A 12,483-nucleotide genomic window follows, 5' to 3' on the forward strand; every position below is an offset into this window, starting at 1 on the left:
GCGCACCGGAACCAAATCCGCCAGGCAGAGAGGATCGCCATGACCCGCACCATACGCCACGACGAGGCCCACCAACGCTTCGAATGGACCGAGGAAGGCCACCGCTGTGTACTGGACTATGTCCTGGCCGACGGCGTGGCCGCCTTCACGCACACCGGGGTCCCTCGTCCGGTCGAGGGCCGCGGCATCGCGGCGGACCTGGTGCGCGCCGGCCTGGACACCGCACGCGCGCGGGGCTGGCGCGTGGATCCGGTGTGCTCCTACGTCGCCGCCTTCATGCGCCGGCACCCGGAATACCAGGATCTGCTGGACTGAACGGCATGTGCGGATGCGGAGCGAGCTGCGCGCAGCAGCACGCGATGCGATGTGCAAAGAGTCCTGGCAACCCTGTGCTTCCGGCAACCTTGTGAGACGCCGAATGCTGACGAAGGAAGCGCGGGATAAAGGCGGGCACTGTCTGAGGCGCGCAGCGCCGAGTTTGCCCGCCGCCCGCGCGGACGAGGCAGATTCGGGGAGTCCGGCCGGCGGCCGGACCGTCGAGCCGTTGCCGGAAGCACAGGGTTGCCAGGACTCCGCCGCTGGACCCAGATCGCCCTGCTCCCCTCCAAACTCGGGCAACCGAAAAAGCAGGTGCTCCCAACGCACCTCCGACCTCGTTGCAGGCCACCCACCACATGTCTTATATCTTATATAAGACTATTGCCTCAACCCATGCCTCCCCGTAAAATGGAGGCTGGCCCAATCCCCTGAAACCCTACTTTCTAGAGCCCCCGACATGCTGGATTCTTACCGCACAGAAGCCGCCGCGCGCGAAGCCATGGGTATCCCCCCGCTTCCGCTCACCGCGCACCAGACCGCCGACCTGATCGAGCTGCTGAAAACCCCGCCCAAAGGCGAGGAGCAGTTCCTGCTGAACCTGTTCATCCATCGCGTGCCGGCCGGCGTCGATGAGGCGGCCAGCGTCAAGGCGTCCTACCTGGCCGCCGTGGCCCTGGGCAAAGAGGTCTGCCCCCTAATCGACGGCAAGCACGCCACCGAGCTGCTGGGCACCATGCTGGGCGGCTACAACATCGGGGCCCTCATCGAGCTCCTAGATCACGCCGAACTGGCACCCGTGGCCGCAGAGGGCCTGAAAAAGACCCTGCTGATCTTCGACGCCTTCCACGACGTCGAGGAAAAGGCCAAGGCAGGCAACATGCACGCCCAAGCCGTGCTGCAGAGCTGGGCCGATGCCGAGTGGTTCACCAGCCGCCCCGAAGTCCCTCAGAGCCTGACCCTCACCGTGTTCAAGGTCACGGGTGAAACCAACACCGACGACCTGTCGCCGGCCCCCGACGCCTGGAGCCGCCCGGACATTCCCCTGCACGCGCTCGCCATGCTCAAAAACCCGCGCGAGGGCATCGAGCCCGACGCGCCCGGCAAGGTCGGTCCCATCAAATTCATCGACGAGCTCAAGGCCAAGGGCCACCTGGTCGCCTACGTCGGCGACGTGGTCGGCACCGGCTCCTCGCGCAAGTCAGCCACCAATTCGGTGATCTGGCACACCGGCGAGGATATCCCCTTCGTACCCAACAAGCGCTTCGGCGGTGTCTGCCTGGGCGGCAAGATTGCCCCCATCTTCTACAACACGATGGAGGACTCCGGCGCCCTGCCCATCGAGCTCGACGTCTCGGCCATGCACATGGGCGACGTGATCGAGCTGCGCCCCTACGAGGGCAAGGCCCTCAAAAACGGCCAAGTCATCTCGGAATTCCAGTTGAAATCCGACGTGCTGCTCGACGAAGTCCGCGCCGGCGGCCGCATTCCGCTGATCATCGGCCGCGGCCTGACGGCCAAGGCGCGCGCCGCGCTGGGCCTGTCCGCAGCCTCGCTGTTCCGCCTGCCCGAGGATCCGGCCGACAATGGCAAGGGCTTCTCGATCGCCCAGAAGCTCGTCGGACGCGCCTGCGGCCTGCCCGAGGGCCGCGGCGTGCGGCCCGGCACCTACTGCGAACCGCGCATGACCTCGGTCGGCAGCCAGGACACCACCGGTCCCATGACCCGCGACGAGCTCAAGGACCTCGCCTGCGTCGGCTTCTCGGCCGACCTGGTGATGCAGTCCTTCTGCCACACCGCCGCCTACCCCAAGCCCGTGGACGTCAAGACCCATCACGAGCTGCCCGCCTTCATCAGCACGCGCGGCGGCGTGTCCCTGCGCCCGGGCGACGGCATCATCCACTCGTGGCTCAACCGCATGCTGCTGCCCGACACCGTCGGCACCGGCGGCGACTCGCACACACGCTTTCCCATCGGCATCAGCTTCCCCGCCGGTTCGGGGCTGGTGGCCTTCGCCGCGGCCACCGGCGTGATGCCGCTAGACATGCCCGAATCGGTCCTGGTCCGCTTCAAGGGTCAAATGCAGCCCGGCGTCACGCTGCGCGACCTGGTCAACGCCATCCCCTTGTACGCCATCAAGCAGGGCCTGCTGACGGTTGAAAAGAAAGGCAAGAAAAACGTCTTTTCGGGCCGCATCCTCGAGATCGAGGGCCTGCCGGACCTCAAGATCGAGCAGGCTTTCGAACTCTCGGATGCCTCGGCCGAGCGCTCGGCCGCGGCCTGCACGGTGCGCCTGAACAAGGAACCGGTCATCGAGTACCTCAACAGCAACATCACGCTGCTGAAATGGATGATCGCCAACGGCTACCAGGACGCCCGGACGCTGACGCGACGCATCAAGGCCATGGAGGCCTGGCTGGCCGACCCGCAGCTCGTCGAGCCCGACGCCGATGCCGACTACGCGGCGGTGATCGAGATCGACCTGGCCGACATCCACGAACCCATCGTCGCCTGCCCGAACGACCCCGACGACGTCAAGACGCTGTCGGACGTGGCCGGAACCGCGATCGACGAAGTCTTCATCGGTAGCTGCATGACCAACATCGGCCACTTCCGCGCGGCCGCCAAGCTGCTCGAGGGCAAACGCGACCTGCCCTCCAAGCTCTGGGTGGCTCCGCCCACCAAGATGGACGCCAGCGAACTCACCAAGGAAGGCCACTACGGCACCTTCGGCACCGCCGGCGCCCGGATGGAGATGCCCGGCTGCTCTCTGTGCATGGGCAACCAGGCGCAGGTGCGCGAGGGCGCCACCGTGTTCTCGACCAGCACCCGCAACTTCCCCAACCGCCTGGGCAAGAACGCCAATGTGTTCCTCGGCTCGGCCGAACTCGCCGCGATCTGCTCACGCCTGGGCCGCATCCCGACGCGCGACGAGTACCTCGCCGACATGGGCCTGCTGGCCAAGGACAGCGACCGGATCTACCGCTACATGAACTTCGACCAGATCGAGGACTTCACCGCGGTGGCCGGCACGGTTGAGGCGTAACAAAGCCATCTGGGAAGGGCCGTCCCTGCTGATGGGGCGGCCCTGTGTAGCCAAAACAGGATATACACCGATAATGGATATCGGTGCGGATAATAAGCCTATTGATCGATAGACCCGAGATACGTCAGTGTCGTAAGGTCGACACCCAGCTTGAGGAAATTTGGATTGCCCTCGGAAGCCTCCGAGAATGCCCGGAAGGCGTCCATGCTATCGGCCTCCACCAACAAGCCCGTCGTATCTGGATCCTGAAGGCCGCGAAAACGATCGATAACTCGAATACCGGCATCCTCGAACGTAGCCGGAACGCCCTCTGGTGATGAATCGCTCCACGAGGCAACCCAATTATCGCCATTGCACTTGTGGGTAATAAAAATTCTAACCATGTAATTTTTCCTCTCAATTATATTTAGACGGAATGGATTCAATTGCGGCCCAATAGCTGGTAAACATTTGTGGCGCCTGCGCTAAGATTCCCAATCTCGAAGTGAACGCTAGTATCATGCACGAGAACTTGAATGCGGCCACGTCCTGAAAATAGGCAAAATCCGTGATTTTTATGCCTCCTGCACCTTCGTATAAGGAAATCAATGCATGCTCATCCGGAAACCATCCTGGATTGGGACTATCTGGAGGCGTGAGATTGCGTGTCGTAAAGAGAAGATACGCCAGATCCATCTGAGGTGGTGCAAAATTTGCCATCTCGAAATCGATAATCGACGCCACTTTGCCATCAGAGAAAAGATAATTGTCGAATTTATTATCTCCATGGTTGAAGACATCCGTGTACTGATCCGGTATGGCCAGGCGCAGAGCGGCAGCGGCAGCATCGATTCTAGGGTCCGAGAAACCATGGTATTTGATGAGATCAAGAGACCACCTGATCTCTCTCTCAATAGAGTTGCCCCCAGGAGCGATCTCTTTGAGAAAGGCCAACTCTGGCTTGCTCGTGTCAATAGAGTGCATCCTGACCATCTGCCGTACTGCATCATGCAGCATGCCGTCTCTTTCCTGTGGTTCTACCTTTGCCAGCGCCCCCTCCAACCATGCTTTACTGCTGCCTGGTTCCCCAACAACCACTCTCATGACAAAGCCAGCACGACCAAGTTGATCCCCATTGGCATCCAGGTATAGCGGTTCAGGGACGGGTAGCCCTGCGGCGTACAGCACGCTCTGCACTCGATATTGTCCGGCAATGTCGTAGATGTGAAAGGGGCGGACTTTAGCCTGAGTGTCATACTTCAAGAACAGCCTCTGTGTCTCCCCGCTGCCATCCCGACAAGTCAAAAAAAGTCCGCCACTCGAGACACCAGTCGCGTCTGGACTCTTGGCTTCGACAACATCAAATTTGTCGTCACCGCTCTCGCGTCTAAGAAAGTCGACAATTTTCTCAATCGGAAGAGCATCACGCACATCCAGACTGGCTTGGCGAATCGTACTAACGGAATCATCAGACATGATTTTTCTCCAACAATGATCGGACGGTTGGTAAAAGTACAGACCGATGATCGACAAAAGGCGAGAGTCCGTCCTCAACACATGTTAGGCGGAGTTCAGCAGCCATCGGAATGTAACTGCCACGCAAGGCGTTCTGAACAACGCCGAAATCCCCAAACCCAACCTGACCATCAACCCGGATGAGCGAAGACTGGTTAGTGACGATGAAGGGTCCAGGGGCTATTCTTTGCATGAAACCCTGAACGGTCTCGATTTCCAGATTCAAACTTTCCGATGGCGTCTCAAGCGTCATAAAAGCTCGTAGCGGTGTCACCCCATCGGCTGCAGTCAACACATTGACACCGCAGGAAATGAGTTCTTCTGATCGCCCCTCTCGCACGACAAAGCCGACCGTCCGGCGGTGCCCCCCGGCCAGCCGGATATCCATCGCAGCCCAGGACAGTTGTGGCCCCGTCGTGCCGTTGCAAAACCAAAGCACGTCGAATCCGACCAGGTTGCGTGGCCCCCATGAACGATCACGATGCGCAAGCGCGTTGACGTCGAAGACTCTATCAGCAATCCTGAGCGTCCCACGGAGCCTACCGGAAACCTCAAGATGGCCCGTTTCAGACTGCAGGTCATAGGCTGTCTTGGCGCCGGAAATCCAATCACGAGGGGTATAGAAGCTTTCTTCGAATATTAAGGAGACCTCGGCATCCACGCCTTTATATTCAAATGCAGGACGCAGTGGCGCAAGCATGCTGATTTTCGATAGGCCTACAACTTGATGTGCCTCCGCGCGAGCACATTGATCGGCAGAAATTTCGATATTACGATCCAAAAAACGATCCCCACCCATCTCGTAGAGGAAGATGGAGCTTTGTCCAATTTTCTGGTTTGGATACCAACCTATCCGATGCCATCCACCTATACGGGCTTCGGCATCAAGCCACCAATAACAATCACTCTCTTGCCAGTTCTCCTCAGGCCCCACCGTATGAGGATAATCCCAGCTCTCTTCATACCCCATGTCTCGTCCCTCTCTACCGCTGATCCAGAAAAACCCCTAGCGCAACACGGCGCGACCGCCATCGACCATAAAGGTATGCCCTGTAATATATTTTGAGTCATCGGTAGCAAGAAAAACCGCCACCGGCCCAATGTCTTTTTCGCAATCACCCAGATAACCGAGAGGAACCTGCCGCAATACGGCCTCGAAGTGTTCCGGATGGGTTTCCTGGAACCACTGCATTCCAGGGGAATTGGCCAATGGACAAATCACATTGACATTGATGCCGAATGGCCCCCACTCCTTTGCCGCTGTCCGGCTGATAGCACGAACTGCCTCTTTGGTCGCTGCATAGGCACCAAGCTCCGCCCATCCCTCCGTACCTGCTTCAGACGCAAGATTGATCACACTGCCGCGACTTGCCTTCAAATGGGGAAATGATGCGCTCATGAACCAGAAGGTACCGAAAAGATTAGTATCAATGGTCTCCTTGAGATACTCGTTCGTCATATCGCTGATAAGAAATTTCTCATAGCCCGCGGCGGCATTATTAACCACAACATCCAGGCGTCCAAATCTCTCGATTGCAGTCTTGACCGTCTCGCCGACCGCAGCCTGGTCAGCAACATCACAAGTCAGGGCGATCGCTGATAAAGAAAGATCCTGCAATTCCTTCTGGACCGCATGGACCCTCTCGGGCACAATGTCCACAAGCACCAGCGATGCACCTTGTTTAGCAAACGCATGCGCTATGCCTCTGCCAACACCCTGCCCGGCGCCTGTGACAATGGCAACTTTGCCATTCATTCTTCCCATGTTTCTGACTCCCGTGGGCTTAAGAATATCTCGATGCGCCAGATGGCGATCACGAGATCGATTACTAGCAATGACCTGGGCTTTCCTACTTCAATAGGTCTTCGATCTCACGGCCTGCGCCCAGCCAGTCACTGACAGAACGGATATCAGAGACCACCTCAATCGCACGGCCTGGCGTCACGACCTTCAGCACGTCGACGGGATCACTGTCCAAATGCCCATATTCGACCCTGCCTGTGCCATAGCGAACGCTTGCAACGTTGTCCCACATACGATCCAGCGAGAACGCTGTGACCTTGCGGACGTCATAACCTGTGAAGTCGCAGTTTGGAATTTCCTTGACGAACAGGAACTGATTGAATCCTGCCGCCTTAAACATATCCACGGAAGGCTCGGCCTCTTCGACAAAATCCAGGTGCATTGAAACCAGTCGCACCCCCCTTCGATCGACCGTCCCCGACATCTTGGAACCCAAGCAATCGAGATTGACCGTGGCCACGGTCTTTACATAGCCAAAGATTTCCCTGCCGGTCGTAGCTCCCATATACCCACCATCGGCTTGGTCATGAGACGAGCTGTCCATATAGGTTATCGCCATATGCAAGCCTCGCTCACCTTTGTACTGACAAGGGATCCACCAACCGACCTCACAGTAAGTGTGTTGTTCGCCATTGATAAACCGAACGTGAGGCGCCCAGCCCGCAAAAATCATGACTTCATCCACACCCGGGATGGCTTCGAGCGGATCCGGCAGCATCGCTCGAATACCCTCCTCGGTGGTCTTATAGGACAGTGCCCAAAGCCTCATCTGTTCCGAAAACGTCCCCTCATAGGCTGGTGCCGGGACACTTGGCTTCTTTCCATAGATCCACATCATCCCCGCCGGCACAGTCATTTTTGGCATGTCCGTCATCCTTGTCTCTCGATCAATAAAGTTAAGGAACAAATTTAATGGTTTCATCCGTGCCTAAAGGCAGCATCAAACGCCTTAACAGTCCATAGTTATGTGGATCAACGCACTCCGGCGGATGCAATAGCCTCCGGAGAGTAAAACGTATTTGATGGCGGCTCCTCCAGCACGACTGCACTACCCTCATCAGTCAGGTCCTGTTGACGCGCATAAACCCCTGTGGCGAGATCATATGTGACCCATTGCGTTGTCACATGCCCTTTTGTCTCGTACAGCGTAATAGGCAGACCATGACTAAACCTGTAGACCTTACCAGCGGCATCGTAGTTATCACCCATTCCTACAGCTGGAAGATCCTCATCCCAATAAAACACCCGTCTCGGATAGACGTGGCGCTTGCCTGGCTTGAGATTCGCCTCTACAACCCATACACGATGCAATTCCCACCGGACGCAATCAGGATTCAGGTGGTACTGCATGTAAGACACCGAACTAGAGCACTGCTTGGGGTCTGAGATCTTATAGCTGTTATAGGGTATGAACATCTCCTTCTTACCTAAGAGTTTCCAGTCGTAGCGATCCAAGGCTCCGAGAAAAACTGAATTATCATCCATGGTCAGCGCACCGCCACCAACAGGACTAGGAGTGTCGTAAGAGAGATCTGGCGATAATTTCACTCTACGCTGACCGGGCAGATACTGCCAAGCTCGCCTACCAATATTGACCATATCCACAGATTCGAGGACAAGCATGATCTCGCCAGCCTTGCGTGCCGGTTTCTTCCAATCTGCGCGATTTTTCATGTAATACGCATCTCGTCCAAAAACCTTGTCAGCGTTCTTTGGATCAAGAATAGGATAATGCAACCACTGATTAAATCCACCTGCCAACATAAGTTTACCGGTATTACCCATCACATTATTCTGACCACCTGTAAACTTAAGCGCATACGCATCATATTGGAATGCTCGATTCCACATGATCTCACTACCAGTTTTTGGAATCGGGAATGGCAGTCCACCAACACACCCGACAAGCTGAAGACCATCACCTTCGGTCTCACATTGTGTGGCATTTTTAATGCTGTTTTCCAGATAGTGCCCCGGATAATTTGCAGTTCTATGGCTTGGGTAAATATCCAATCGATAGGTTGGATATTTTCTTAGCATTTCCTTTGCACCTTCTGCCAGCTTGTCTGCATACTGCTCAACATTTGCAGCGGTAATGGAAAAAAGTGGCTTTTCTGCTGCAAATGGATCGGGACGTAAACCGGGTTTTCCTGGGTCATAGTCGGCTGGCGGTGCTATTGGTCCTGTATAAGCGGGGATCGTCCCTTCCTTATTACCTGCCTGTATTGCTCCCCAGGGTGTAAGCGTCGTGCCGAGCTTCCCAGCCTCCTCCACACTCACCGCAGCCAGCGATACATTGCTCACAGCCAAGGCGATCATTGCAGCAAAGGCGAAAACTTTTCGAGTCATGAGAATTCCCTCAATACTTAGAATGTAGTCTTGAACGTGAGCGACAGCCAATCCCTATCCCAGTACTTTCCAAGACTCGAATTACTGTTGGATGCGATCCCCGCTGCATCATTGCTGTGCTTGGCTAAAAAGCCATTGTATTTAAGTGATACAAGATATTTGCTCTGAATATCGGCTGTCAGACCAATGCTCCAGTTACCTTGACCCTCATTATCGCCAAAGGGTACAGGCGAGTTCCCCTTAAGGCCAAGGCCGAGGAACATCGGCATGCTCAGATCAGTGCCATCGACAACCTGAAACCATTTTGGCTCAAAAAGGACGGCTAGCCCCCAGGCGTCCCTTGTCGGACAACCATGATTGGTCGCAACTCCATCAGACCCACAATTCGCGGTTTTCCCGTAATACACGTTCAGCGGATCATGATTGATCTTATCGAGCATCGAATAGTTCACCTCGCCCATCAGAATGGCGGAATCGAATATTGCGTTTTTGCCGAAATAGGCTGTTGCGTTTACAAGGGCTGTCCACACATCCCCTGTCGGGCGCCAATCGATGCCCGATGCATTGGCTGCGATGACATTCGAGAACGGCGTTGCAGCCAACTGAGCATTCTTGCGGTAGGTCAGATCAGCGCCAAAGGAAATATCGCCAATCAGTTTTGAAAGGCTGAGGGCATACATCTTTTGACGAGGGGTCTGGTAATCGAGATCCACATGCAGGGCCCCAGAGGCGTCCATGCCTCCTATGACCATCTGCGGAAATTTGTCGGTGTACTCACGGTAGTACGCGCCAAGCGTACCGCCAAGCCACTCGGGACGCCAGTGAACGGCTAATCCGAAGTCACCACGTTTTTTATCTGGAGCCTTGGTGCCGTCGAAATAGGCCGGAACGCCAAGGAACGGCACAACCGTCCCCCCTCCAGCGGTAAAGAAGTCTGCCGGGCCGAAATAGGTGCCACCATCGGGAAGCACAGATGGCTTCCAATCGAACATGTATTGCCCAGAAATGGTCAATCTGTCATTGGGGGAGGCAGAGAAGGAGAATTGATTCAGGGGTTTGAATAGCTCTTTTGCTTCGCTTCCCGGATTGGCCATCGCCTTCCGTATATCCACGGGGCCTTGGCTATAGGAAACCCCATTCACGAATGAAAAGAGCGACTCACCCCAATAGATATTATGTTGGCCCAGTTTCATGTTAACGGATGTGCTGCCAACATCAAACCCAGTGAACACAAAGGCATCAAGAAGCTCCGCCGAAGGCCCACGGTTCCAGCGTCTTATGTAATTTGTGTACTCGCCGCCAGGGAATGCATTCACCCCGGCAGCCATGAGCGCAGGATCACCCTTGGGCTTGGTGCCACTGTAGGCATCGTCATACCAGCCAGCGCCACTGAGGCGAAAGCCCGTCCTGCCCTTGTAGATCAGATCCAGCTCGCTGAGGAGGTCCAGACGATTGGTAATTATGTCGCCTGCCTTGCCGAATCTGCTGTCCGACTGATGGGCCGATACGTCCCCGCCCCCTTGCCCATCCCCACAGATATCCGTGTCACAGTCATTGGCTCGGACGCCGATGGTGTAACGCACGGTATTGTCCCAGCGCAATTGCACATCACTATTTCCCGTGTCAATCTCGAACGCATTCGCACCCGCTGAGAAACCAAGGATAGTCAGAACAGAAACATACAACAAACCATCCGTATATCTGCGCGGCCGGGGGCCGCTGGAAAGCTCCCTTATCATGGATTTTGTCTCCTATTGCCTTATAGTTTATTGACTGCCAGGCTACCTAGCCAAAAACAGCCTCAATCGATTATTTCAAATAGTGGCGAACCAGGCTTGTGCAAACCAGCTACCATAAAATCGTAATAGGTTATCGCTGATCACAGTTTCACACCTTCCAACCCACTCTCTTCTTAAGGATAATGACGGAGCAATTCCCGCCTGCGCCTTCCGAATGAGACAGCCCAACACGGGCACGCCTGAGTTGGCGTGGGCCTGCGTCGCCCCGAAGCTGCCAGGTCACTTCGACAATCTGTCCGAGGCTGGAGGCTCCGAGGGGCTCACCCTTCGATAAGAGGCCACCACTCACGTTCACTGGAATGCGTCCATCCGATTCAGTGGCTCCGTCATCGATCAGCTTTCCAGCCTCACCCATTGCGCAAAGCCCAAGCCCTTCCATATAGACGATCTCAGAGCCAACGTCGGTGTCCTGCAATTCGACGAGGTCCAGGTCCTCGGGACCGATACCAGCGGCCTCATAGGCCTGCGCTGCGGCACGCTGAGTCAGCGACGCGTGCCGCAGACCAACGGGTACTGATACCGCAGGCACGAACATATCGCCTGCAAGTCGAGTGCACAGCTCTGCTGCAGCCACTTCGACATACCGGCTTGTAAACTTACGGACGACATCCTCAGCACACAGCACTGCCGCGGCTGCACCTTCGTTCGGAGCGCAGAGCATGAGCAACGTGAGGGGATCGCACACTCGCTTGGAATTGATGACCTCCTCCAAGCTGACTTCCTTGCGGTACATGGCATACGGATTATGGACTGCATTGCGATGGTTCTTAACTGACACCTTGGCTAATTGCTCGACCGTCGTTCCCCAGCGGATCATGTGTTCCTGCGCCTGCATCGCAAAGTAAATAGGGTTTACACCAAGGCCGGTCCACATTTGCCACCGATCATAGCCGGAGTTCGCCACAAAACCACGAGGCGCCTTTTCAACACCAACAACTAGTGCAATATCATGAATTCCATGGCGGATGGCCTCATACGCGAGGCGCAGGCTGCTGCCGCTGCTGGCACAGGCATTTTCGATATTGATGATGGGAATCCCCGTCACCCCAAGTGGTTGGAGAATATTGTGGCCAGCAGCCATCTCGGCCATCACGTTCCCGACAAAAGCACCCTGGATATCTTTCCACTCTACATTGGCGTCCTTCAGAGCCATCACCACCGCCTCACGGCCCAGTTGGCGATAATCCTTCTGAGGAAAACGCCCGAATGGATGAATACCTACACCTGCAATGACCACCTTACGCATGCCCAGCCTCCTGAGAAGGATGGAACTTATAAGAAACGATATCGTTACCATCTTCTTTATATACCGTCTCGACAACCACCTCCATATTCATGCCTGGCCGCAGAGAGCCCAGATCGGAGACTGTCAACAAACCAAGAATACAGATACCTTCCGGGAATTCGACTATGCCGACACCATAAGGTACTTCGCCTTTGTACTCAGGCGGACGCATCAGCACGCTAGTAAAGTTACGTAGCTTGCCGATACTCTCGAGCTGTCTAAATTCCACGTCACTTGAAGCGCAGGACGGGCAATACTCTACTCTTGGAAATGCAACCACCAGGCACTGCCTACAGTGCGTCACTTGTAATGCTGGCTTCTTGTTAGGCCATGAAAAGAGCCCTTCCAGGACCGGAACGGCATTGCTCATCTGAACTCCCTACGATATGGC

11 protein-coding genes are annotated in these 12,483 nt (G+C 55.9%); 2 read left to right on the forward strand and 9 right to left on the reverse strand.

The features are described from left to right. Positions 1–39: 39 nt before the first annotated feature. Both ABS761_RS05950 and acnB read left to right on the forward strand, forming a co-directional pair. Positions 40–315, forward strand: coding sequence for a GNAT family N-acetyltransferase (locus tag ABS761_RS05950; RefSeq protein WP_350407205.1), 276 nt, complete (start codon positions 40–42; stop codon positions 313–315). 460 nt (positions 316–775) lie between these two features. Then, positions 776–3,361 carry a bifunctional aconitate hydratase 2/2-methylisocitrate dehydratase gene (gene acnB, locus ABS761_RS05955; protein WP_350407206.1) on the forward strand — a complete coding sequence of 862 codons (2,586 nt, stop codon included), beginning with the start codon at positions 776–778 and terminating at the stop codon, positions 3,359–3,361. A gap of 98 nt (positions 3,362–3,459) precedes the next feature. On the opposite strand, the gene ABS761_RS05960 is transcribed toward acnB, so the two are convergent. The 9 genes from ABS761_RS05960 to ABS761_RS06000 form a co-directional block, all read right to left on the reverse strand. After that, a complete protein-coding gene (locus ABS761_RS05960) occupies positions 3,460–3,744 on the reverse strand; it encodes a hypothetical protein (protein ID WP_350407207.1) in 285 nt (94 codons plus the stop codon). Positions 3,745–3,757: 13 nt separating this feature from the next. Further along, entirely contained in the window at positions 3,758–4,816 is a 1,059-nt protein-coding gene (locus ABS761_RS05965) for a phosphotransferase family protein (RefSeq protein WP_350407208.1), read from the reverse strand. Next, on the reverse strand, positions 4,809–5,825 hold the full coding sequence (locus tag ABS761_RS05970) for a DUF7064 domain-containing protein (protein WP_350407209.1): 1,017 nt from the start codon (positions 5,823–5,825) through the stop codon (positions 4,809–4,811). The genes ABS761_RS05965 and ABS761_RS05970 overlap by 8 nt, the downstream gene beginning before the upstream one ends. A 36-nt stretch (positions 5,826–5,861) precedes the next feature. Then, positions 5,862–6,620, reverse strand: a complete 759-nt coding sequence (locus ABS761_RS05975; protein ID WP_350407210.1) for an SDR family NAD(P)-dependent oxidoreductase — start codon at positions 6,618–6,620, stop codon at positions 5,862–5,864. Positions 6,621–6,705: 85 nt separating this feature from the next. Further along, positions 6,706–7,524 carry an acetoacetate decarboxylase family protein gene (locus ABS761_RS05980; protein ID WP_350407211.1) on the reverse strand — a complete coding sequence of 273 codons (819 nt, stop codon included), beginning with the start codon at positions 7,522–7,524 and terminating at the stop codon, positions 6,706–6,708. Positions 7,525–7,631: 107 nt separating this feature from the next. Beyond that, complete coding sequence (locus ABS761_RS05985; RefSeq protein WP_350407213.1) at positions 7,632–9,008, reverse strand: DUF1329 domain-containing protein; 1,377 nt, start codon at positions 9,006–9,008, stop codon at positions 7,632–7,634. Between the two features lie 17 nt (positions 9,009–9,025). Then, the gene (locus ABS761_RS05990) at positions 9,026–10,747 is read right to left on the reverse strand and encodes a DUF1302 domain-containing protein (RefSeq protein WP_350407214.1); all 1,722 of its coding nucleotides are present in this window, start codon (positions 10,745–10,747) and stop codon (positions 9,026–9,028) included. A 148-nt stretch (positions 10,748–10,895) separates the two neighbouring features. Next, complete coding sequence (locus ABS761_RS05995) at positions 10,896–12,053, reverse strand: thiolase family protein (RefSeq protein WP_350407215.1); 1,158 nt, start codon at positions 12,051–12,053, stop codon at positions 10,896–10,898. Next, the gene (locus tag ABS761_RS06000; RefSeq protein WP_350407216.1) at positions 12,046–12,462 is read right to left on the reverse strand and encodes a Zn-ribbon domain-containing OB-fold protein; all 417 of its coding nucleotides are present in this window, start codon (positions 12,460–12,462) and stop codon (positions 12,046–12,048) included. Before ABS761_RS06000 ends, ABS761_RS05995 begins: the two co-directional genes overlap by 8 nt. Between the last annotated feature and the right edge of the window lie 21 nt (positions 12,463–12,483).

This window comes from Castellaniella sp. GW247-6E4 (assembly GCF_040276065.1).
GTDB lineage: Bacteria > Pseudomonadota > Gammaproteobacteria > Burkholderiales > Burkholderiaceae_B > Castellaniella.